This window comes from Micromonospora aurantiaca ATCC 27029, from assembly GCF_000145235.1.
Classification (GTDB): domain Bacteria; phylum Actinomycetota; class Actinomycetes; order Mycobacteriales; family Micromonosporaceae; genus Micromonospora; species Micromonospora aurantiaca.
The window spans coordinates 3,738,025-3,759,677 of sequence record NC_014391.1; the positions used below are offsets into that span (position 1 = coordinate 3,738,025).

Here is a 21,653-nt window from a genome sequence, read left to right on the forward strand (position 1 = left end):
CGGGCGTTACAGGCTCATCGGTCCGGGGTCGGTGGCCAGCGCCCGGAACCGCTCGCGCGGGTCGGACACGAGCCGCCGTGCGGTGAGGTCGAGCAGCCCGCCGACGCCGGACACCGAGGCGACGGGGGTGCCGTCGGCCCGGGTGAACTCCTGGCCGATCCGGAACGTCTTGCCCTCGCCCCAGTGGAACTCGCAGGTCACGTCGACCTCGTCGCCGCCGCGCAGCTCCCGCAGGTAGCGCACCGTCACCTCCAGCGCGACCGGCCCGACGCCGCCGGCGAGCAGCCGGTCCTGGCCGATGCCGGATGCGCGCAGGCACTCCCAGCGGGCGTGCTCGGCGTACTGGAGGTAGACCGCCTGGTTGAGGTGCCCCTGCGTGTCGAGTTCGTAGCCGCGCACGGTGACGCGTACCCGGAACGGATCTGCCATGCCGGCAGCCTAACCAGGGGCGCAGCGGTAATCCGCGTGCGGTCCGGGCCGCGCGGCCCTAGCCTGCCCGGCGTGACCCTGGAGATCGTGACACTGGCGCAGCGGCCCGACCTGGCGCCGCTGCTGGACAACGACTTCGACGGCGCCTGGCCGCCGTTCATGCTCTGGGATCCGATGGGGGCGCTCTACTACGGCGTCGCGCACGAGCTGCACCCCGAGTTCGTCTTCGCCGCCGTCGACCCGGCCGAGCCGGGCCGGGCCGTGGCCCGCGGGTACGCGGTGCCGCTGCGCTGGACCGAGGACGAGCTGCCCGACGGCGGCTGGGACCGGGTGATCCAGCGGGCCACGCTCGGCCGGCTCACCGGGTCGACGCCGAACCTGGTGTCCGCGCTGGAGATCTGCGTGCGACCGGACCGGCGCGGCGGCGGGGTGTCCGGGCTGATGCTCGCGGCCATGCGCGCGGCGGTGGCCCGCGCCGGCTTCGACACGCTGGTGGCGCCGGTGCGCCCGAGCGGCAAGGCCGCCGTCCCGGACGTGCCGATGACCGAGTACGTGGCCCGGCACCGCCCGGACGGGCTGCCGGCCGACCCGTGGCTGCGGGTGCACGTCCGCGCGGGCGGGGTGATCGAGCGGATCGCGCCCCGCTCGATGACGGTGACCGGCACGCTCGCCGACTGGCGGCGCTGGACCGGGCTGCCGTTCGACACCTCCGGCCCGGTACGCGTGCCCGGAGCGCTGACGCCGGTGCTCGTCGACGCCGACCACGACCACGCCGCGTACGTCGAGCCGAACGTGTGGGTGCGGCACCGGCTCTGAGCGGGCCCGCGGGTCAGGCCGGCCAGGCGTGCCCGATCCCGTCGAGCAGCAGCACGACGCCCTCGGTGGCCGCCTCCCGGTCCCGGGAGATCTCCCGGTACTCCGGCGAGGTGGACCAGCGCTCGAAGTCCTCGCGGCTGTCGAAGGACAGGAGCACCGCCTTCTGGTGCGGCCATTCCCCCTCCACCACGCGGGGGGCGGTGTCGGCGGCGAGCAGCTTCCCGCCGTATCGGGCCAGCACCGGCGGGAAGGCCGCGGCATACCTGTCGTAGCGCGCCCGGTCGTGGATGGTGAGCTGTGCGAGGGCGTAGACGGTCACCGGCTCAGGCTACCGACCGCCCGACGGCTGCGGCCTCGTCCGTCGGGCCGGATCCCGCACCTCGCGAGCCGGGTCGACTGTCCGGTGTGCTCTAGCCATTATGGCCCTGACCTGCGAATACTGATAGCAGGTCCGCGCGGCGTGGGGGGAAAGAGGTGGGGCACGATGATCGAGCAGGAGACCCAGCCGGAGGCCATACCCGAGCCCCGGAACGCGCCGGAGGGCGGGCCGTCCCGGCCCGCCGCGTCGGTTCCCGGTGCGGTGTGGCAGGTCCGCGTACGGACCAAGCTCGACGACCTGTACCAGCAGCTCGCGGTGCTGTCCCCGCGCGACCCCGAGCGGGCCGAGGCGCTGCGCGCGCAGCTGTCCCGGGTGGAGGTGGTGCTCGGACGCAGCGGCGTGGTCGAGTGGTTGCGCGGCGGCAACCTGGAGTACGCGTGGCAGACGATCCACTCGGTGGAGCGGGCCATGGTGGCGCTGCGCTCCGCGGACGAGCTGACCGGGCTGCTGCCCGCGTACCGCAGCGCGGCGGCGCAGGTGCTGCCCGCCGACGACAAGGTGCTCACCGACCTCGACCCGTCGGCCGGCGCCCCGTCCGAGGCGCTGCTGCGCGCCCGGGTGCAGGCGCTGCTGCTGCGCTACCACTCGGCGTCCGACGAGTTCCACGAGTCGGCGCGCCGGCTGCGCAACCGGATGCTGGGCCTGTCGGTGTTCGCGCTGCTGGCGGAGGTCCTGGTGGTGCTGGTGCAGTGGCTCAGCCACGACGTCCGGCTGCTGGAGGCGCCGACCGACGCCGGTGGCGTACCGGCCTGGCGGCTGTTGTTCTTCGTGCTGATCGCCGGGGCCCTCGGGGCGTTCCTCAGCGCGCTGCCGTCGATGATCACCTCCCGGTCCGGCGGGCTGCCCTACAAGCTGCCGTTCCAGCAGGGGCTGCTCAAGCTCGCCGTCGGCCCGCTGGTCGCGGTGGTCGGCATCATGCTGGTCATCGGCGGCCTGGTGGAGACCAGCGTGAGCAGCACCGCCGCGCTGCTGGGCCTGGCGATCGTGTTCGGTGCCGGGCAGCAGGCGGTCACCGCGTTCGCCGACCGGCGGGCGGCCGAGCTGCTCGGCCCGGCGGCCAAGAGCTGATGCCGCGCGGGTGGCCGCCGGCCCTGGGTAGCCTGATCCCATGATCTTCATTACCGCCAAGTTCCGGGTCCGCCCGGAGGACGCCGACCGCTGGCCGCAGATCGCCGCCGACTTCACCGCCGCGACCCGGGCCGAGCCCGGCTGCCTGTGGTTCGACTGGTCCCGCAGCCTGGACGACCCGACCGAGTACGTGCTGGTCGAGGCGTTCCGGGACGACGAGGCGGGCGCCGCGCACGTGCAGTCGGAGCACTTCCGGACCGCCCAGCGCACGTTGCCGCCGCACCTGGCCGAGACGCCCCGGATCGTCAACATGACGGTGCCGCAGCAGGACTGGTCGCGCCTGGGCGAGATGGCGGTGCCGGGCGACGCCTGACCGGGTGACCGGTCCGGCGCGGGCGGCGGTCGTGCCGCCCGCGCGGCCGGTCAGGGGATGGTCAGGCCGTACGCGGCGAGGATCTCCAGGATCGGCTGGTAGTAGCTGGTGCCGCCGCTCGCGCAGTTGCCGCTGCCGCCGGACAGGACGCCGATGACGGTGCCGGTCGCCGCCACGTAGAGCGGGCCGCCGCTGTCGCCCGGTTCGGCGCAGATGTTCGTGCGGATGAGCCCGGTGACGCTGCCCTCGGCGTAGTTGACAGTCGCGTTCAGCCCGGTGACGGTGCCGCACCGCACGCCCGTGGTGGCCCCGCTGCGGCAGACCGCCTGCCCGACGTACGCGCTGCCCGCGGCGGTGACGGTGACCTGCCCCGGGTAGGTGTGGATCGCGCTCGGGTGGGCGACGGTGCCGGTGTAGCGGACCACGCCGTAGTCGTTGCCGGGGAAGCTGCTGCCGGTCCGGCTGCCCAGCACCGTGGTGCGGGCGCTGTCGGCGTACCAGGTGGCGGCGAGGCGGGTGCAGTGCCCGGCGGTCACGAAGTACCAGGTGGCGCCGCTGCGCACGTTCGCGCCCAGTGAGCAGCGCCCGCCGCCGCCGTGGATCGCCTGACCGCCGGCGATGAGCGTGCGCAGCCGCCCGGGTTCGTGGCGCAGCACCGCGCCGGCCCGGTCGGCGGTCCGGCGCAACGCGGCCAGCTCGCGCCCGCGTACCGTGTCGTCGGCGGTGACTGTCAGCCGGCCGGTGGCCGGGTCGTGCCCCCAGGCGGTGCCGGGCGTGCGGATCGCGGCGAGCGCGGCGGGCTCGGGCGGCGGTGCGGCGGCGCCGGCCCGGGCAACCGCCGGGGTGCCGGCGAGCAGGGCGGCGAGGACGAGTACGACGAGCGCGGGTCGGCGCATCCTCCAGGACCTCCTCCATCGTCTACGGTCGATTCGTCAAGCATCGGCCCGGCGACGCGATCGACTCAACCGGCAGAACCGGCGCTCCCCGAAACTTCCGGAGCCGCGCCGGGCGGTACGCGCGTGCCCGCCTACCGCCCCCGCCCGGGATTCCGCCCGTTCGCCCGGCGCCGCGTGCCCCGATGTCGACATATCGAGGTGATTAAGTTTTCGGAACGCTTCCGGTAGGCTCCGGGCAGAGATTCGCTTCGATCCACTCACGATGTGCCGGGGATCCACTCCCCCACCTGGCGCGGCCACCGGGCGGCCGCGCGGAGCCGACATCGTGGCGGGCGGTGGCCGAGGCGAGCCGATCCCATTGACAGGCTAGAGAGGCGTTCAGATGGACAAGGTGCTCGCCCGCGGCAGCGGGAGCGCGGCAGCCCGGTCACGCCCGCGGACCGCTGTGGTCGCGATGGTGGCGGGGGCCGCGGTGGTCGCCGCCACGATAGCGGCGGCGACCAGCGCCAGCGCCGGTACGACGCTCGGCGCGTCGGCGGCGGAGCAGGGCCGGTACTTCGGCACGGCGGTGGCGGTGAACAAGTTGTCCGACAGCACGTATGTCGGCATCCTGAACCGCGAGTTCAACATGGTCACCGCCGAGAACGAGATGAAGTGGGACGCCACCGAGCCGTCCCAGAACCAGTTCAACTTCAGCAGCGGCGACCGGCTCGTCGCGCACGCCCAGGCCAACGGCATGCGGGTACGCGGACACGCGCTGGCCTGGCACTCGCAGCAGCCCGGCTGGGCGCAGAACATGTCCGGCAGCGCGCTGCGCCAGGCGATGCTCAACCACGTCACCCAGGTCGCCACCCACTACCGGGGCAAGATCCACTCCTGGGACGTGGTGAACGAGGCGTTCGACGACGGCAACAGCGGCGCCCGCCGCAACTCCAACCTGGAGCGCACCGGAAGCGACTGGATCGAGGCCGCGTTCCGTGCCGCCCGCGCCGCCGATCCGGGCGCCAAGCTCTGCTACAACGACTACAACACCGACAACTGGTCGTGGGCCAAGACCCAGGCGGTCTACAACATGGTGCGGGACTTCAAGTCCCGGGGCGTGCCGATCGACTGCGTCGGTCTCCAGTCGCACTTCAACAGCGGGTCGCCGTACCCGAGCAACTACCGCACCACGCTGCAGAACTTCGCCGCGCTCGGCGTCGACGTGCAGATCACCGAGCTGGACATCGAGGGTTCGGGCAGCAGCCAGGCCACCACGTACGGCAACGTGACCCGGGACTGCCTGGCCGTGCCGCGCTGCAACGGCATCACGGTCTGGGGCATCCGGGACACCGACTCCTGGCGGGCCAGCGGCACCCCGCTGCTGTTCGACGGCAGCGGCAACAAGAAGCAGGCGTACACCGCCGTGCTGAACGCGCTCAACGAGGGCGGCACCCCGCCGCCTACCACCGCGCCGCCGACCAGCACGCCGCCCACCTCGGCGCCGCCCACCAGCACGCCGCCGACCAGCGCGCCGCCCACGACTCCCCCGCCGACCGGCGCCTGCACCGCCACGTTCACCGTCAACCAGTGGCCGGGCGGCTTCGTCACCAACGTCCGCATCACCGCGGGCTCCTCCGGACTCAACGGCTGGGCCGTGTCGCTGACAGTGCCCTCGGGCTCGGCGATCACGAACACCTGGAGCGCCCAGGCCAGCGGCACCAGCGGTGCGGTGACCTTCCGCAACGTGGACTACAACCGCCAGGTCGGTGCCGGTGGCACCACCGAGTTCGGCTTCCAGGGCACGGGTACCGCGCCCTCCGGCACGCCGGCCTGCGCGGCCGGCTGACAGTCGACGCGACCCGGCACGGGGCCACCGTGCCGGGTCGCGTCGAGGGCGGGCAGCAGCCCGCGACCGTACAGTGGGGTAGGTCCTGTTCCACCGTTTCGCCGGAAGGACCACAGTGAACCGACGCATCAGGACCGCCCTCGGCGTCGCCCTGACCGCCGCCCTCGTCACCACCGCCGCCCCGGCCCCCGCCACCGCCCACGACCGCCGCCCGAGCGTCATCGCGCTGCCCGACGGCTTCCAGCCGGAGGGCGTCGCCGCCGCCGGCCGGTACGCCTGGTTCGGGTCGCGGGCCACCGGCGAGATCTACCGCGCCGACCTCATCACCGGAGCGGGCCGGCAGGTCAGCCCCGCCACCGGCACCCCCTCGCTCGGCCTGAAGGTCGACCCGCGGGGCCGGCTGTTCGTGGCCGGTGGCACCGCCGGTGACGCCCGGGTGATCGACACGCGCACCGGCGCCGTGCTCGCGAGCTACCGGTTCGCCGACGCGCCGACGTTCGTCAACGACGTGGCGCTCACCCGCGACGCCGCCTGGTTCACCGACTCGAACCGGCCGATGCTGTACCGCCTGCCGCTGGGGCGCGGTGGCACGCTGCCGCCCGCCGACGGCTTCACCACGCTGCCGCTGACCGGCGACTTCCAGCAGACCGGCACCGGCATCAACCTCAACGGCATCGCGCCCACGCCGGACGGGCGGGCGCTGATCGTCGTGCAGTCGAACACCGGCACGCTGTTCCGGGTGGACCCGGCCACCGGCGTCACCACCACCGTCGACGTGCCGGGGAGCACGTTCGTCAACGGCGACGGCCTGCTGCTGCTCGGCCGCACGCTGTACGTGGTGCAGAACCGGCTCAACCAGGTCGCCGTGGTCGAGCTGAACCGCGCCGGCACCACCGGTGTGCTGCGCCGGGTGCTCACCGATCCGGACTTCGACGTGCCGACCACCGTCGCCAGCGCCCTCGGGCGGCTCTACCTGCCCAACGCCCGGTTCTCCACCCCGCCGACGCCGGCCACCCCGTACACGGCTGTCGCCGTCGACGCACGCTGAGCGGGCCGCCGCCCGCGCCGGACGTCCGGCGCAGGCGGCGTCGCTCACTCCTCCATCTCCGGGCCGAGCAGCCGGATCTCCTCGATGTCGATGGCCGCCTGGAGCTGCCGCAGCACCGCGTCGTCGATCTGCCTGGTGTTGCGCAGCCGGGTGATCTCCTGCCGCTTGTGGTCGAGCACCCGAAGCCGCAGCCGGCGGGCCATCTCCCGCTCCGCCTCCGCGTCCTCGCCACCCGGGTCGCGGGCGTCGGCCAGGTGGTCCTCGTAGTCGGCGCGCAACCGGTCCACGGTGTCCTGGGTGGCGCCCACGTCGCTGGCGGCCCGGGGCAGCGCCTCCAGTGCCGCCTCGGTGGCCCGGATCCGGGCCCAGCGCACCTCCTCGTCGCGTTCCCGGTCGCCGGTCAGGCCGGCCCAGCTCACGACCGCGGGCAACGTGGTGCCCTGCACCAGCATGATCAGCACGATCACCACGACGGTGACGAAGATGATCAGGTCACGTTCGCGTACCGGGCTCCCGTCGTGCATGGCGACCGGCACGGCGAGCGCCGCGGCGAGCGAGACGGCGCCCCGGAACCCGGCCCAGCCCACGGCGGTACGCATCCGGCCGTCGAAGTGCCGCGCCCGGCTCGACTCCCGCCGGTCCACCCGTTGCAGCGCCGACACCGACAGGTGCACCCAGAGCAGGCGGATCGCCACCACGACCGCTGCGACGAGCACCGCGATGCCGAGCGACGCGGTCGGCGAGTGGCTGGTGATGCTGCGCAGCGAGCGCGGCACCTGCGTGCCGAGCAGTACGAACAGCCCACCGTTGATCATGAAGGTGGAGAGGTCCCAGAACGCGAACGCGGTGACCCGGGAACGGGCCCGGATCACCCGGGGCGCGGCGTACGACAGCAGCAGCCCGGACACGACCACCGCGAGCACCCCGCTGGCGTGCACCGCGTCGGCGAGCAGGAACGCGACGAACGGGGTGAGGATGCTCAGCCCGCCCTCGCGCATCGGGTCGTCCACGTGCTTGCGGATCAGCACCACGACCGCGCCGACGAGCAGGCCCGCGGCCACCCCGCCGGCCGACTTGCCGACGAACTCGCCGCTGAGCGTCAGCGCACCGGGCACCGTACCGCCCGCGACCACGCCCGCCGCCACCGCGAACAGCACGAGCGCCGTACCGTCGTTGACCAGGCTCTCCGCGCGCAGCGTGGTGAGGATGCCGCGCGGCATCCGTTTGGCCAGGCCGGCCACGGCGGCGGCGTCGGTCGGCGCCAGGACGGCCCCGAGCACCCACGCGGCGGCCGGCTGTACGCCGAGGGCCTGCGCGGTGTACGCGACGGCGACCATCGTGACGATCACCAGCACGACGGCGAGCCCGACGATCACCGTGAGGTTGGCCCGGATCTCGCGGAGGCTGATGACCAGACTCTCCCGGTAGAGGATCGCCGGAAGGAACAGCACCAGCACGACCTCGGGTTCGAGGATCAGGTTTTCGAACGGCGGCAGCAGGCCGATCAGCGCGCCCATCGCGATCAGCAGGACCGGCGGCGCGACGCTGTAGCGACCGCCGATGGTGGTGCCGACGAGCACGGTGGCACCCAGCACCGTGATCAGCACGAGTGCTTCCACGCCGTACCCCCGTCACCGTCCGCCGGGGATCACGGTGCCCTACGGCGGCGGCCCGGCGGGGCGGAACGGGTGATCGTTACTCGAAGCGGGCCGGGTCGCCGGCGCCGCGGCGCAGGATCTCCGGCTCGGGGCCGGACAGGTCGACCACTGTGGTCGGCTCCAGCCCGCAGTCCCCGGCGTCGACCACGGCGTCGACGAGGTGGTCGAGCCGTTCCTTGATCTCCCAGCCCTGGGTCATCGGCTCGTCCTCGCCGGGCAGCAGCAGCGTGCTGGTCAGCAGCGGCTCGCCGAGTTCGGCGAGCAGCGCCTGGGTCACGGTGTGCCGGGGTACGCGCGCCCCGACCACCCGGCGCCGCGGGTCCTGCAACCGGCGGGGCACCTCGGCGGTGGCCGGCAGCAGGAAGGTGTAGCTGCCCGGGATGACGGACTTGACCTGCCGGAAGACCGCGTTGCTGAGCTTGACGAACTGGCCGAGCTGGGCGAAGTCGGCGCACATCAGGGTGAACGGGTGCCGGTCGTCGAGCCGCCGGATCTCCCGGATCCGCTCCACGCCGTCGCGGTTGCCGATCCGGCAGCCGAGCGCGTAGCAGGAGTCGGTCGGGTAGGCGATCACCCCGTCGGCGCGCAGCAGGTCCACCACCTGCCGGATCACGCGGGGCTGGGGGTTGTCCGGATGCAGGTCGTAGTACCTCGCCACGCCGGCCAGCCTATGTCCACGCCCGGGCGGGCGCAGGTTTGGCCGGGGCGGTTTCCGGAAACAGGTGGGGGCCGTTCACGACAGGGGGACCGAATCATGTCCGAAGCCAGCACAGACCGCGTCGCCGACCGCCCCGCGGAGGTGACCGATCCGCTGCTGTGGGACCTGGCCGCCGCGGTGGCCGACGCGCACCAGCCGGACGCCGAGCGCGTCTGCACCAGCCCGAGCTGCGTCGGGGCGGCGTGGCCGTGCGCGGCCTGGAACAACGCGCAGGCGGGGCTGAGCGCCGCCCGGACGCCGCGGCAGCCCGCCGCGCCCCGGCAGTCCGCCGGCTCGCCGCAGTCCGCGTCGCGGCCGGTCGCCGGACAGCCGGTCGCCGGGCAGCCGGGCGCCGGTCGAGCCGGTGCCGCCGGTGAGCCGGGCACGGCTGCGGCACGCACCGACGTGCGGAGTCTCGCCGCCACCGCCGCCTGACTCAGCGTAGGCGTACGCGTCCTCGCGCCGCCCCCGGCCGCCTCGGTCGGGGGCGGCGCTTCGTGCGGGCCGTCGACGCTGGTCAGGGCGCTTCGCGAGGTGACCGGAGGGCCTTCCGTGAGCACGGGAGAGCGCTCTCTTTGGTAACAAGACATTGACGGAGCCGTAACCCGAACCTTACTGTCCCTTCTCAAGAGAGCGCTCTCACGACTGCCGGAACACCATTTCGTACCCCGCCTTCTCCTCGTGAAGGGGACCTCCATGAACCTCCTGCGGGACTTCTCCCCCGACCCCGTACCCCCGACCGCGCCCGTCCCGTCCCCGGCCCGCCGTCGCGGTCTGCGGGCGACCGCCCTCGTCGCCGCGTCCGTGCTCGCCGCCGGCCTGCTGGGCGCCGTGGCCGGCGGCGGCGGCACGGCCACCGCCGGCGCCGTCGGCGCGGGCAGCTACACCGAGACGCTGCCGCCCGGCGCCCAGCTGCCCAAGGGCTGCGGCGCGATCAGCACCAACCCGCGCATCTTCACCACCCCCGACGCGCCCGCCGGCGCCATCCCCACCAACGACTGGTGGTCGTCGCTGATCTGGAAGCGCAACAACTGCGCCGGCAGCGAGAACCTGCACGCCCACCCGCTGGCGTTCAAGGCCGAGAACAACGGGCTCGGCCTGTCGTACACCACCACCCCGGCCATCAGCGGCACCGCGACCGGCGTCGGCGAGTTCCACTACCCGTACGGCGAGGACGTCCGCGTCGGGATGCCCGGACTGTCCGCGCCGGTCGTCAAGGCCGCCGACTGGAGCGACTGGACGGTCACCGCCGACTGGAGCGACGGCAGCCGCACCATGCGCGCCACCATCGGCCACGGGCTGCCGTTCAGCTACTACACGGTCAGCGGCGGCACCGCGCAGCTCACCGCCACCGCGACGCCCACCGTGTGGCGCAACTCCGGCGCCACCATCGGCTTCACTGTCAACGGCCACGACTACGTCGCGTACGCACCGACCGGCGCGACCTGGACCGTCAACGGCGCCGGCATCAGCTCGACGCTGGCCGGCAAGGGGTACTTCTCGGTCGCGGTGCTGCCCGGCGGCGGCGACCGGGCCGCCCTGGCCGACACCTACGGCCGGTACGCCCACGCCCACGTCACCGGCACCCGGATGAGCTACACGTACGACCCGTCGGCGGGAACGGTGCGCACCACGTACGCGTTCACCACCACGCCCCGCGAGGGCAGCGAGACGAAGACAGTGGTGGCGCTCTACCCGCACCAGTGGCGCAGCCTCACCGGCGCCACCCCGATCACCCCGACGTACGTCTCGGCGCGCGGCGCCATGCGGGTGCTCACCGGCGTGCCGTCGTTCACCACCACGATGCGTTTCACCGGTGTGCTGCCCGAGGTGCCCGCCGTCGGCGACTCCAGCGGCGCGGACCTGGCCACCGTCACCGGCTACCTCAACGCCGAGCAGGGCAACCCGGAGGGCGTCAGCGGCCGGGACACCTACTGGGCGGGCAAGGGACTCGGCCGGGCCGCCCGGATCGCCGAGATCGCCGACCAGCTCGGGCAGACCCCGGTCCGCGACGCGGCGGTGACCGCGATGAAGAACCGGCTGACCAACTGGCTCACCGCCGGCTCGGGCGAGACCAGCCAGCTGTTCTACTACGACCGCAACTGGGGCACGCTGATCGGCTACCCGGCCTCGTACGGCTCCGACGAGGACCTCAACGACCACCACTTCCACTACGGCTACTTCATCGCCGCCGCCGCCACTGTCGCCAAGTTCGACCCGGGCTGGGCCGACGACAGCCGCTACGGCGGCATGATCGACCTGCTCATCCGCGACGCCAACAACTACGACCGCGCCGACAGCCGCTTCCCCTACCTGCGGGACTTCGACATCTACGCCGGGCACGACTGGGCCTCCGGGCTGGCGCCGTTCTTCGCCGGCAACAACCAGGAGTCCTCCTCGGAGGGGATGAACTTCGCCAACGCGCTGATCCAGTGGGGTCAGGCCACCGGCGACACCGCCGTCCGTGACGCCGGGGTCTACCTGTGGACCACGCAGTCGGCGGCCATCTCCGAGTACTGGTTCGACGTGTACGACCAGAACTTCCCGGCCGCGTTCGGGCACAAGACGGTCGGCATGGTGTGGGGCGACGGCGGGGCGTACGCGACCTGGTTCTCCTCCGCGCCGGAGATGATCCAGGGCATCAACATGCTGCCGATCACCGGCGGTCACCTCTACCTGGGCGACCACCCCGAGTACGTCAAGGCCAACTACGCCGAGCTGGTCACCAACAAGGGCGGCCCGCCGACCGTGTGGCAGGACATCATCTGGGAGTTCCTGGCCCTCGGCGACGGCGAGCAGGCGCTGCGCAACTTCCGGGCGAACAGCGGGTTCACCAGCGAGGAAGGTGAGAGCAAGGCGCACACGTTCCACTGGATCCGCAACCTCGCCGCGCTCGGCACCGTGGACACCACGGTCACCGCGAACCACCCGCTGGCGAAGGTGTTCGTCAAGAACGGCGCCCGCACCTACGTGGCGTCGAACATCACCGCCCGGCCGCTCACAGTCACGTTCTCCAACGGCACCACGCTCACCGTGCCGGCCGGGAGGACGGCCACCTCCGGGGCGTACGCGTGGAGCGGCGGCGACGCCACCGGCGGCGTGACCGTGCCGACCGGTCCGCCGCCGACCTCGACGCCGACGCCGACCCCGACGACCGCCAGTCCGACGCCGACCACGGCCAGCCCGACGCCGACGCCGACGCCGACCACCGCCAGCCCCACTCCGAGTACCGGCACCCCGCTGACACCGGTCCGCTACCTGCGTACGGGCGGCGGGCTGGACGGCAGCGCCGGCACCGCCGGCACGGTGAACGTGGCGGCGGCGAACGGCAACTCCGACGGCACACCGGCCAACCCGCAGGTGTTCACCGCCACCGGGCTGACCGGCACGTACACCGGCGGGGCGACCGCCTTCGACCTGGCCGTCGACGCGGGGACCGCGATCGGCAACGGCGTCCAGATCCGGGTCTCGTACGACCTGACCGGCAACGGCAGCGTCGAGCGGGTGGAGACCTACCGGTACTTCGCCACCGATCCGATCCCGGTTGCGGAGCGCTACCGGCAGACCCAGGGCCTGCTCTCGGCCACCGGCACGCTGGGCAACCTGTCCGGCGGCACGGTACGCGTCGAGGTGTGGAACGCCATCGGTGGCGCGCCCACGATCCTCGGCGTCGGCAACGCCTCGACGGTCACGCTGCCGTACGGCTCCTGACCCACGGTTCCGGCGCCCCGGCCCGCGCGGCCGGGGCGCCGGCTCGTGCCTACCGGTTCACGGCCAGCGGGTCGCGGTGGCCTCGAACACCTCGCTGTCGCCGGCCACCGGGATGACGCAGAGCAGGTGCCCGCCCGGCGCGCGCAGCACGTGGCAGTCGAGCCAGCGGGACACCGGCGTGGCGCCCAGCCCGCACAGCCGCTCCACCTCGGCGGCCACGTCGTCGGTCTCGATGTCGAGATGATGACGGGGCGCGTCGTCGACCGACTGCACGGCGGTGACCAGCCCCGGCACGACGTCGGCCAGGCCGGTGAACTCCGGTTCGGCCGGATCGGTGCGCAGGCTCGCGCCGAGCGCGGCGGACCAGAACGCGGCGCACTCCCCCGCCTCGTCCTGCGGCGCGTCGATGATCAGGGCGTACAACCTCGATCGATGCATCGCCCGAGCCTAGCCACGACCGCCGGCAGCGGCAGCCCGGCGAGGTCAGGCGGTCACGTGGGCGCTGTCGCCGGCCGTCGCGGCGAACGACGTGCCGCTGACCATCCGCGCGGCGTCGGAGGCGAGGAACACCACCAGCGGCGCCACGTCCTCCGGCTCCACCCACGGCACGCCGAGCGGCGTCTTCGACCGCAGCGCCTGAATCGCGGCGTCCTCCACCTGAGCCAGGTCACCGGAGGCCGGCTTGCCCGCCTCGACGAGCGCCTGGACGTACCGGTCCCGGTGCCGGGTCAGGGCGGTGTCGACCAGGCCCGGGATCACCGCGTTCACCGTCACGCCGTGCGGCCCGAGTTCCAGCGCGGCGGACTTGACCAGCCCGATCAGTCCCCACTTGGACGCCGAGTACGCGGACCCGTTCGTGGTGCCGTGCTGCCCCTGGGTGGACGAGGTGACCACGATCCGGCCGCCGCCGCGACGTACCAGCAGCGGCGCGAAGGCCCGCAGCACGTTCGCGGCGCCGGTGAGGTTCACGTCGATCTGGTCGTGCCAGTGCCGGTCGGTCATCTCCAGCAGCGGCGCGAACGCCTGGATGCCGGCGTTGGCGAACAGCACGTCCACGCCGCCGTGCTCGCGTTCCACCGCCTCGGCGACAGCGCGTACCGCGCCGATGTCGCGCTGATCGGCCACGTGCGCCGACCAGCGGGCGCCCGCCGCCGTCACCCGCCGGCCGGTCTCGGCCAGGTCCTCCGGGGTAGCGGGCGGCAGGTCCAGGATCGGGCTGACCGGCCCGGCGACGTCCATCCCGGCCACGTCCGCGCCCGCCTCGGCCAGCGCCACCGCCGCGGCCCGGCCGATCCCCCGCGCGGCGCCGGTGACCACAGCGACCCGCCCCGACAACACCCCCGCCACCGCGTCACCCCTCCCGTGGACTCCCCCCTCTCGCACCGTAAGCCCTGCCGCCATCGCCCCGCCTGCAATCGAGATCCCCGTACGCCCGCCCAGCTCACCGCTGGACAGAACCAGCCACCTCCCGGAGTTGGCGTCAAGCACGCACCCCACGTGCACCCGCCGATCCAAGGTCAACGCCAGCACGGGGAGGTGGTCACATCCAACCCACCCGGACCCCACCACTCCCCTGAACTGGTGTCGATCACGCGAGCAACCGACACCCGACCGAGGTCAAGATCAACACCAGTACGGGGAAGTGGCCACATCCAACCCACCCGGACCCCACCACTCCCCCGAACTGGTGTCGATCACGTATGACCTGCCCACGCCCGGCACCCCACGCCACCAAAGGCCGACACCACCTCGCCGAAGCGGCGGTATCCCCTGCATGAGAAGCGAGCCACCCGGCCAAAGCCCAGGCCAAGGCACCCAAGATCAACACCACCATCGGGAAGTGGCGCCTTCAGACCCGGCCCGACCCCACCACTTCCCCGAACTCGTGTCGATCTTGGAGGACCGGACCGCTACGGCGCGGTCACCTCGGCCAGCAGCTCCAGCAGGTGCCGGTACGGCTGCCCGGTGGCCCGCGCCAGCCCGATCTCGCAGGTGCGGTTCACCGAGGCGTACCCGTCGAAGGGCCGTGCCGCGACGGCGGCGGCCTCGGCCCGGGTGGCCGACGCGGTCAGCTCCGGATGCAGCAGACCCCGGTCGCCGGCGAAGCCGCAGCACTGCCAGCCCTCCGGGACCACCACCTCGTCGGCGACCGCGCGGGCCACGGTGAGCAGCGCGTCGTCCAGGCCGAGCCGGACCGACGAGCAGGTCGGGTGCAGCGCGAGCGAACCGATCCGGCGGCGCACCGTCAGCCGGGGCAGCAGCGTGCCGGCGGTGTACGCGACCGCGTCCACGACCCGCACGTCCCCGGCGCCGTCGAGCAGCCGTTCGAAGCCCTCGGTGCAGGACGCGGCGTCGCTGACCACCGGCAGCGCGCCGTCGCGGCTCGCGGCGCGCAGCACCGGGGGCACGCGGTCGCGGACCGACCGGTAGCCGTCGGTGAGGCCCTTCGACGACCAGGGGGTGCCGCAGCACAGGTCACCGATGCCGTCCGGCACGAGCAGGCGTACGCCGGCCCGCTCGGCGAGCGTGAGCAGCGCGGCGGCCACGCCGGTGCCACCCTGCGCCGGGGCGAACAGCGTGCCCAGGCAGGACGGGACGAACACCGCGTCGGGGTCGTCGGCCGGGTGGGGGCGGCGCGGGGCGCCGCCGCGCGGCAGGTCCCGCTGCCACCGCGGCACCCGGTCCGCGCCGAGCACCGCGCGGGCGGCCCGGGTGGCGGCCTCGGGCAGCGCGGGCGGCAGCGCCCCGGCCAGGTCGAGTCCCCGGGCCATGCCCCGGGTGGTGGCGCCCCAGCGGCGGGCCGCGCCGCGCCAGGCGGTCCCCGCCGTCCGGCCGTGCTCCTGCGCGCGCAGCCGCTTGACCAGGTCACCGGTGTTGATCAGCACCGGGCAGGCGGTGGCGCACATGCCGTCGACCGCGCACGTCTGCACCGCGTCGTAGTCGTAGTCGTCGGTCAGCTCCCGGGCCAGCGCGGTGTCTCCGGCGGCCTGCGCGGCGGCGATCTCCCGGCGCAGCACGATGCGCTGCCGGGGCGTGGTGGTGAGATCACGGCTGGGGCAGACCGGCTCGCAGTAGCCGCACTCGACGCAGCGGTCCACCTCCTCCTCCACCGCCGGCACGGTCTTGAGGTGCCGCATGTGGATCTCCGGGTCGTCGCTGAGCAGCACGCCCGGGTTCAGCACGCCGTCCGGGTCGCAGAGCGTCTTCAGCTCGCGCATCACCTCGTACAGCTCGTCACCGAACTGGCGGCGCACGTAGGGGGCCATCACCCGGCCGGTGCCGTGCTCTGCCTTGAGCGTGCCGCCGTGGCCGAGCACCAGGTCGACCATCTCCTCGGTGAAGTCGGCGTAGCGCGCCGGGGCCTCGCCGCCGTCGAACCGCTCGTTGAGCATGAAGTGCAGGTTGCCGTCCTTGGCGTGGCCGAAGATCACGCTGTCGGCGTACCGGTGCCGCTCGAACAGGTCGGCGAGCGACGCGCAGGTGCCGGCGAGCGCCTCGACCGGGACGGCGATGTCCTCCAGCAGCGCCGTGGTGCCGGACGGGCGGGCGCCCGCCACGGCCGCGTACAGGCCCTTGCGGATGTGCCACAGCGCGGCGCGGGCGGCCGGCTCTCCGCTGAGCCGGGCCGGGGCGCTCAGCGGCAGGCCGGACAGCACCGGTCCGGCGTCTGCGACCCGGTCGGCGAGCGCCGCCGGGTCGGACTCCTGCCACTCGGCGAGCAGCGCGGCGTGCCCGCGCACGGCCAGGCCGCGCAGCGTCGCGTCCGCCTTCGGGTCGCGCTGGGCGACCCGCAGGGCGGCGGCGTCGAGCAACTCGATCGCCGCCGGCCCGGCGGCCACCAGCGCCGGCATGGCGGCCATCGCCGCGCCCAGGGTGTCGAAGACCAGCAGGCCGGTCGCGGCGTGCCGGTGCACGGGTACGGTGCGGAACGTCGCCGAGGCGACGAACGCGAGCGTGCCCTCACTGCCCACCACGAGCCGGGTGAGCAGGTCGGCCGGGTCGTCGTGGTCGAGGAACGCGTTCACGCCGTACCCCATGGTGTTCTTCATGGCGTACTGGGCGCGGATGCGGCGCACCGAGTCGGGATTGCCGCGTACCCGGTCGCGCAGCCGCAGCAGCCCGGCGTGCAGGTCCGGTTCGGCGGCGCGCAGCCGGGCGTCGGCGTCCGGGGCGCCGGTGTCCAGCACGGTGCCGCCGGGCAGGGCGAGGACCAGCGACTCCAGCGTCCGGTACGTGTTGAACTCGGTTCCGCAGGTCATGCCGCTGGAGTTGTTGGCGACCACGCCGCCGACCGTGCAGGCGGACTCGCTGGCCGGGTCGGGGCCGAGTTTGCGGCCGTACGACGCGAGGCGCGCGTTCACCTGCCGCAGCACCACCCCGGGCTGCACCCGTACCCGCCGCCCGTCGTCGAGCACCGTCAGATCGCGGAAGTGCCGCCGCACGTCGACGAGCAGCCCGTCGGTGACCGCCTGGCCGCTGAGGCTGGTGCCGCCGGAGCGGAACGTCAGCGCGGTGCCGGTGCGGCGCCCGTACGCGAGCAGCGCCGCCACCTGACCGGCGTCGGCCGGCGTGATCACCGCGCCGGGGTGCAGCAGGTAGTGCGAGGCGTCGTGGGCCATCCGCAGCCGGTCCGCGGCCCGGGTCGTCACGCCGCCGGGCACCACCGACTCCAGCCCGGCCCGCGTGGACGCGCTCAGCTTCGTCATGATCACCGCACCTCCCCCGGCTCACAGTAGTCACGCACGGCGGGGCTCACCGCGCGGTGATCCGGTCCAGCACCCGCCGCTGGAACGCGCGGGCAGCCGGGCCGGGCGGCGGCGTGCCGCCCCGGCGGGCCGCGATCGAGGCGCGGATCAGCGCGGCGTCCGGGTCGTCGGCGGCCACCCGCAGCCCGGCGTCGACCTTGCCCAGCCAGACGCCGTCGCGGATGCGCACCAGCGCCCGGCAGGCGCCGAGCACCGCGTCCTCCGCGCCGGGGGCCGGTTCGTCGCCGGGTGGCGTGGGCAGCGCCAGCCACCAGCGCAGCGCGTCCGCAAGCAGCGCCCGCAGCGCCTCCGGGGACGGGTCGGCGAACACGTCGGCGGCGGGCGGGCCGAGTAGCGTCCGGCCGGACTGGCGCAGGATGCTGCGGTCCAGCGCGTACCAGAACCGCCCGTCGGCGGCGGGCCGGTCGGCCGGGTCGTAGGTGGCGCGGAACGGCATGGTGGCACCGGTGTTCAGCTCGACCTCGAAGCCCGGCTCCGGGGTGCCGGAGGCGGCCACGTCGCGGCGGTAGACGACCAGTTCCAGGCCGCGCGCCGGGCAGGGCAGCAACTCGTGCTGCAGCCGGTTCACGAGCAGGCGCTTGTCCGGCTCCGGCATCGGCCCGGCGGCCACCAGCGCCACGTCCACGTCGCTGCGGCCCGGCTGGTACGCGCCCAGCCCGACCGAGCCGGCCGCGTACGCGCCGACCAGGTCCTCACCGAGCACGTCCCGGGAGCGGCGGACCACTTCGGCCAGGTAGTCGCGGATGTCGTCGCGCATTCCGGCATCCTGCCCCGGCCCGGGCGCGGTCAGTCCGCCGGGTCGGGACAGCACACGGTCAGCGCACCCGGCACCACCTTCACCTTGAGCCGTTTCGCCTTGCCCCGGGCGCCGCCGTCCAGCTCGTACGTCTTCGGCGCGTCGAACCGGACCTTGATCTTGCGACCCCGGGTGATCCGCACGAACGGCGACTCCTCGGAACGCCCGGCGGCCATCCGGCCCAGCGTGCGCGCCCAGTCCACCGCGCCGCTGGCGGTGGACACGCCGACCTCCAGCGCTCCGTCGTCCGGGCGGGCGTCGTCGAAGGCCGGGATGCCGCCGGTGATGGTGCCGACGTTGCCGAACAACACGCAGCTCGCCTCGTCGTCGAACCAGTCGGCGCCGTCGACCCGGATCCGGGTCCGTACGCACTCGCCGCGCACGTGCCGCAGCCCGGTCCAGACGTACGCGATCCGGCCGAACCGGCCCTTGAGCTGCCGGTCGGCGTCACGGATCAGGTCGCCGTCGAACCCGGCGCCGGCCATCACCGCGAAGTGCTCGCCGTTGATCCGGCCCAGGTCCAGCTCGCGCCGGCGGCCGTGCAGCGCGATGCGTACCGCCTCCGGCAGGTCGACCGGGATGCCCAGGTTCACCGCGAACAGGTTGGCCGTGCCGGCGGGCAGGATGCCCATCGGCACGCCGCTGCCCGCGAGCGCGTCGGCGCACCGCTGCACCATGCCGTCGCCGCCCCACACCAGCACCAGCTCGGCGCCCTCGTCCAGGGCCGCGCGCACCCGCTTGGGCGCCTTGCGGCTCTTGGGCACCTCGTACCAGAGCAGCCGCCCGACCCCGGCGGCGACGAGCCGGGAGCGCAGCTCGTCGAGCCCACCCCCGAACGTCTTCTTCCGGTGGGCGACGACAGCGATCACACCGGCCGGGGGCGCGGCGGGGGCGGGGGTGGTGTCCGGGCGTTCGGCCGTGCGCGTGTCCATGGCCGGCTGGTACCCGGACGCCGCGGATCCCACGCCTGCGCCCGGCGCGACGCGCCCGACACGGATCGACGGCGTACTGTGCCCGGGCCGCCACGTTGGGTACAGTGCGGGGCGTCGATCGGTGCCGCCGGGCGTGGATCCGAAGGGTGCGGGATGTCGGAACGGACCGGGTGGATGGCGCGCTGCACGCTGCGCCTCGGCCTGCTGCTCGGTGCCGTGGCGGTCGTCTGGGGCGCCCACGAGGTCGCATCCGGCTCGGCCGCCCACGCCGCCGACCGCGAGCCGTCCGGCCCGCTCACCGCCACCGTCGGGGTGCTCACCCACACGCTCGGAACGGTGCTCGGCCTGCCCACGTCCGGAACGGGCGCCGCGCCCTCCACCGGATCCGGTGACGCCGCGGCGGAGCCGGCGACGCCCGCCGCGCCCGCGCCTGCTCCCGGCACCGCCGCACCCGGCCCCGCCGCACCCGCGCCTGCGTCCGACTCCGCCGCGCCGGTGCCCGCACCTGACGCGACCGCGCCGAAGCCCGGCACGCCCGCGTCCGGAACGCCGTTGCCCGGCACGGGCCGGCCGAAGGCCCAGCCGGCCCCCGCGGCGCCGGTCACCGGCCGGGTGGTCGACGCGGTGGTGACGCCGGTACACGACCACGTGCTCACGCCCGTCACCGACGGCCTGCGCCCGGTCACCGACCCGGTACGCGACCACGTGCTCGCGCCGGTCGCGGAGGGCCTGCGCCCGGTCACCGACCCGCTGAGGGCGGGCGTGCTCGACCCGGTGGCGGACGTGCTGGCCCCGGTCGTGGAGCCGTTGCGCCCGATCCTCGGCCCGGTCTGGCGGGGCCTGGAACCGGTACTCGACCCGCTGGATCCGGTGCTCGATCCGCTCAGCCCGGTGACCGATCTGATCGACCCGCCGGCCGGGCCGGACCCCGGCTCGCCCCCGGCGCCCGGCGAGCCCGTGCCCGGCCCGGCCGCTCCCGGCGCCCCGATCGTCCCGGCCGACCCGGCCGCGACGCCGGCACCGGCTCCCGAGCGTGCGCACGACACGCCGCCCCGCCTCGGCGGGCCGGTCCTCGCCGCCCCGGCGGCGCGCAGCCTCACCGTCGTCGGCACGCGGTGGGTCGAGCCCGTACGCAGCCGGGCACCGGCGACCGTCGGTCCGGCCGCGCACGTCACGACCACACCCGCCCTGCCGCTGCCGCTCGACGGCGTCACCCACGGCGGCGGCGCGGTGCACAGCGAGGCCGCCGACGCGGACGCGAACCGCTGGCGACTGCCGACGCTGACCCACGGGTACGCGCGACCGTCGGCCGACCCGCTGCCGCCGTCGCGCACGTCGCGCCCCGGCACCAGACCTGCCTGAGCGGACTCCACAGGCACCACCTCCGATCCGGAGCACGGGCGTGTCCCGCCCGACTGCCGCATGCCGCGGCGGCGCCGTCGACAGTCGTCCGGCGCCCGTAACCGACCCGACCACGCCTGGAAAACAGGAGTTCGTTCATGAGCACAGCCCTGCCCGTCGTCCGCGCCCGATGGTGCGACATCGGCCGGATCGCCGATCTCGTCGCCGAGGCCCTCGCGCCCACCGCGCTGGCCGCCTGGCTCGTCCCCGACAAGTCCCGCCGCATGCCGGTCCTCGCCGCCGTGGCGCGGATCTGGACCGAACACGCGTTGCTGTTCGGCGACGCGTTCCTGCTGCCCGACGGCAGCGCCGCCACCGTGTGGTTCCACCGCTACCGCCCGATCCCCGCCCCCCACCGGTACGCCGACCGGCTCGCCGGCGCCGCCGGGACGGACGAGGACCGGTTCCGCCGCCTCGGTGAAGAACTGGCGGCACGCCGGCCCGCCGAGCCGCACAACCATCTGGCGCTGCTGGCCGCGCCCCGGGGCGGCGCGACGCAGGCGCTGTCCGCGGCGCAGCGCCGGATGGACACGTTGAGCCTGCCCACGTACGCGCACCCGTGCGCCGGTGAGCAGGAGGAGGAGCTGCTGCGGCGGCTCGGCTACGCCGAACGGGAGACGTTCGCCGCCCCGGACGGCACGCCGGTGCGGTCGTTGTGGCGGTCGGCGCCGTTCCACGCGGGCGGCAACGACAGGTGGCGGACCCGCCGGGCCGCCCGCCGGGAACGCGACGACCGGGCCGTCGGCTGGGCGGCACGCTGACCGGCTGAGCCCCGGGCCGGGGTGGACGACCGCCGCCCCGGCCCGGACCGGCGCCACACCGTCCGGCTTCTTCGGCCGGTGCCGTCGGCGCAGC

Annotated in this window: 19 protein-coding genes; 9 read left to right on the forward strand and 10 right to left on the reverse strand. The window is 74.4% G+C overall.

Annotation, left to right across the window (positions count from 1 at the left end; translation table 11 throughout):
* Positions 1–6: 6 nt before the first annotated feature.
* The gene (locus tag MICAU_RS16580) at positions 7–429 is read right to left on the reverse strand and encodes an acyl-CoA thioesterase (protein ID WP_013286483.1); all 423 of its coding nucleotides are present in this window, start codon (positions 427–429) and stop codon (positions 7–9) included.
* A gap of 72 nt (positions 430–501) precedes the next feature.
* Here MICAU_RS16580 and MICAU_RS16585 point away from each other — a divergent pair, with 72 nt between their 5' ends.
* A complete protein-coding gene (locus tag MICAU_RS16585) occupies positions 502–1,245 on the forward strand; it encodes a hypothetical protein (protein ID WP_030273223.1) in 744 nt (247 codons plus the stop codon).
* A 13-nt stretch (positions 1,246–1,258) separates the two neighbouring features.
* Here MICAU_RS16585 and MICAU_RS16590 read toward each other — a convergent pair whose 3' ends face one another.
* Positions 1,259–1,564: a DUF1330 domain-containing protein gene (locus tag MICAU_RS16590; protein ID WP_013286485.1), complete on the reverse strand. Its 306-nt coding sequence runs from the start codon at positions 1,562–1,564 to the stop codon at positions 1,259–1,261.
* A 165-nt stretch (positions 1,565–1,729) separates the two neighbouring features.
* Here MICAU_RS16590 and MICAU_RS16595 point away from each other — a divergent pair, with 165 nt between their 5' ends.
* The gene (locus MICAU_RS16595) at positions 1,730–2,692 is read left to right on the forward strand and encodes a hypothetical protein (protein ID WP_013286486.1); all 963 of its coding nucleotides are present in this window, start codon (positions 1,730–1,732) and stop codon (positions 2,690–2,692) included.
* A gap of 40 nt (positions 2,693–2,732) precedes the next feature.
* A complete protein-coding gene (locus tag MICAU_RS16600; RefSeq protein WP_013286487.1) occupies positions 2,733–3,065 on the forward strand; it encodes a putative quinol monooxygenase in 333 nt (110 codons plus the stop codon).
* A gap of 50 nt (positions 3,066–3,115) precedes the next feature.
* Here MICAU_RS16600 and MICAU_RS16605 read toward each other — a convergent pair whose 3' ends face one another.
* Positions 3,116–3,961: a S1 family peptidase gene (locus MICAU_RS16605; RefSeq protein WP_013286488.1), complete on the reverse strand. Its 846-nt coding sequence runs from the start codon at positions 3,959–3,961 to the stop codon at positions 3,116–3,118.
* Between the two features lie 382 nt (positions 3,962–4,343).
* Here MICAU_RS16605 and MICAU_RS16610 point away from each other — a divergent pair, with 382 nt between their 5' ends.
* Positions 4,344–5,789: a glycoside hydrolase family 10 protein gene (locus MICAU_RS16610; RefSeq protein WP_013286489.1), complete on the forward strand. Its 1,446-nt coding sequence runs from the start codon at positions 4,344–4,346 to the stop codon at positions 5,787–5,789.
* A gap of 115 nt (positions 5,790–5,904) precedes the next feature.
* Positions 5,905–6,837 (forward strand): NHL repeat-containing protein, encoded by a 933-nt coding sequence (locus MICAU_RS16615; RefSeq protein WP_013286490.1) that lies wholly within the window; start codon positions 5,905–5,907, stop codon positions 6,835–6,837.
* A 44-nt stretch (positions 6,838–6,881) separates the two neighbouring features.
* Here MICAU_RS16615 and MICAU_RS16620 read toward each other — a convergent pair whose 3' ends face one another.
* On the reverse strand, positions 6,882–8,456 hold the full coding sequence (locus tag MICAU_RS16620) for a Na+/H+ antiporter (RefSeq protein ID WP_174361717.1): 1,575 nt from the start codon (positions 8,454–8,456) through the stop codon (positions 6,882–6,884).
* Positions 8,457–8,532: 76 nt separating this feature from the next.
* Entirely contained in the window at positions 8,533–9,153 is a 621-nt protein-coding gene (locus MICAU_RS16625) for an L-threonylcarbamoyladenylate synthase (protein ID WP_013286492.1), read from the reverse strand.
* Positions 9,154–9,249: 96 nt separating this feature from the next.
* Between MICAU_RS16625 and MICAU_RS16630 the strand changes: the two genes are divergently transcribed.
* Complete coding sequence (locus tag MICAU_RS16630) at positions 9,250–9,627, forward strand: hypothetical protein (protein ID WP_013286493.1); 378 nt, start codon at positions 9,250–9,252, stop codon at positions 9,625–9,627.
* A 261-nt stretch (positions 9,628–9,888) separates the two neighbouring features.
* Complete coding sequence (locus MICAU_RS16635; protein WP_013286494.1) at positions 9,889–12,903, forward strand: glycosyl hydrolase; 3,015 nt, start codon at positions 9,889–9,891, stop codon at positions 12,901–12,903.
* Between the two features lie 57 nt (positions 12,904–12,960).
* On the opposite strand, the gene MICAU_RS16640 is transcribed toward MICAU_RS16635, so the two are convergent.
* The 5 genes from MICAU_RS16640 to MICAU_RS16660 form a co-directional block, all read right to left on the reverse strand.
* Positions 12,961–13,341: a VOC family protein gene (locus MICAU_RS16640; RefSeq protein WP_013286495.1), complete on the reverse strand. Its 381-nt coding sequence runs from the start codon at positions 13,339–13,341 to the stop codon at positions 12,961–12,963.
* Between the two features lie 45 nt (positions 13,342–13,386).
* The gene (locus MICAU_RS16645) at positions 13,387–14,250 is read right to left on the reverse strand and encodes an SDR family NAD(P)-dependent oxidoreductase (RefSeq protein WP_013286496.1); all 864 of its coding nucleotides are present in this window, start codon (positions 14,248–14,250) and stop codon (positions 13,387–13,389) included.
* 563 nt (positions 14,251–14,813) lie between these two features.
* Positions 14,814–17,609: an FAD-binding and (Fe-S)-binding domain-containing protein gene (locus MICAU_RS16650; RefSeq protein WP_013286497.1), complete on the reverse strand. Its 2,796-nt coding sequence runs from the start codon at positions 17,607–17,609 to the stop codon at positions 14,814–14,816.
* A gap of 46 nt (positions 17,610–17,655) precedes the next feature.
* On the reverse strand, positions 17,656–18,426 hold the full coding sequence (locus MICAU_RS16655; protein WP_013286498.1) for a hypothetical protein: 771 nt from the start codon (positions 18,424–18,426) through the stop codon (positions 17,656–17,658).
* A 29-nt stretch (positions 18,427–18,455) separates the two neighbouring features.
* A complete protein-coding gene (locus tag MICAU_RS16660; protein WP_013286499.1) occupies positions 18,456–19,397 on the reverse strand; it encodes a diacylglycerol/lipid kinase family protein in 942 nt (313 codons plus the stop codon).
* A gap of 153 nt (positions 19,398–19,550) precedes the next feature.
* On the opposite strand from MICAU_RS16660, the gene MICAU_RS16665 reads away from it, so the two are divergent.
* Complete coding sequence (locus MICAU_RS16665; protein ID WP_244879612.1) at positions 19,551–20,759, forward strand: hypothetical protein; 1,209 nt, start codon at positions 19,551–19,553, stop codon at positions 20,757–20,759.
* A gap of 137 nt (positions 20,760–20,896) precedes the next feature.
* Positions 20,897–21,559, forward strand: coding sequence for a hypothetical protein (locus MICAU_RS16670; RefSeq protein WP_013286501.1), 663 nt, complete (start codon positions 20,897–20,899; stop codon positions 21,557–21,559).
* The last annotated feature ends 94 nt before the right edge of the window (positions 21,560–21,653 follow it).

What these genes read in the sequence shown, in the direction of transcription:
- MICAU_RS16580 (WP_013286483.1), bottom strand. Translation starts at nt 429, where the DNA reads ATGGCAGATCCGTTCCGGGTACGCGTCACCGTGCGCGGCTACGAACTC.
- MICAU_RS16595 (WP_013286486.1), top strand. Translation starts at nt 1,730, where the DNA reads ATGATCGAGCAGGAGACCCAGCCGGAGGCCATACCCGAGCCCCGGAAC.
- MICAU_RS16600 (WP_013286487.1), top strand. Translation starts at nt 2,733, where the DNA reads ATGATCTTCATTACCGCCAAGTTCCGGGTCCGCCCGGAGGACGCCGAC.
- MICAU_RS16605 (WP_013286488.1), bottom strand. Translation starts at nt 3,961, where the DNA reads ATGCGCCGACCCGCGCTCGTCGTACTCGTCCTCGCCGCCCTGCTCGCC.
- MICAU_RS16610 (WP_013286489.1), top strand. Translation starts at nt 4,344, where the DNA reads ATGGACAAGGTGCTCGCCCGCGGCAGCGGGAGCGCGGCAGCCCGGTCA.
- MICAU_RS16630 (WP_013286493.1), top strand. Translation starts at nt 9,250, where the DNA reads ATGTCCGAAGCCAGCACAGACCGCGTCGCCGACCGCCCCGCGGAGGTG.
- MICAU_RS16635 (WP_013286494.1), top strand. Translation starts at nt 9,889, where the DNA reads ATGAACCTCCTGCGGGACTTCTCCCCCGACCCCGTACCCCCGACCGCG.
- MICAU_RS16640 (WP_013286495.1), bottom strand. Translation starts at nt 13,341, where the DNA reads ATGCATCGATCGAGGTTGTACGCCCTGATCATCGACGCGCCGCAGGAC.
- MICAU_RS16650 (WP_013286497.1), bottom strand. Translation starts at nt 17,609, where the DNA reads ATGACGAAGCTGAGCGCGTCCACGCGGGCCGGGCTGGAGTCGGTGGTG.
- MICAU_RS16655 (WP_013286498.1), bottom strand. Translation starts at nt 18,426, where the DNA reads ATGCGCGACGACATCCGCGACTACCTGGCCGAAGTGGTCCGCCGCTCC.
- MICAU_RS16660 (WP_013286499.1), bottom strand. Translation starts at nt 19,397, where the DNA reads ATGGACACGCGCACGGCCGAACGCCCGGACACCACCCCCGCCCCCGCC.
- MICAU_RS16665 (WP_244879612.1), top strand. Translation starts at nt 19,551, where the DNA reads ATGTCGGAACGGACCGGGTGGATGGCGCGCTGCACGCTGCGCCTCGGC.
- MICAU_RS16670 (WP_013286501.1), top strand. Translation starts at nt 20,897, where the DNA reads ATGAGCACAGCCCTGCCCGTCGTCCGCGCCCGATGGTGCGACATCGGC.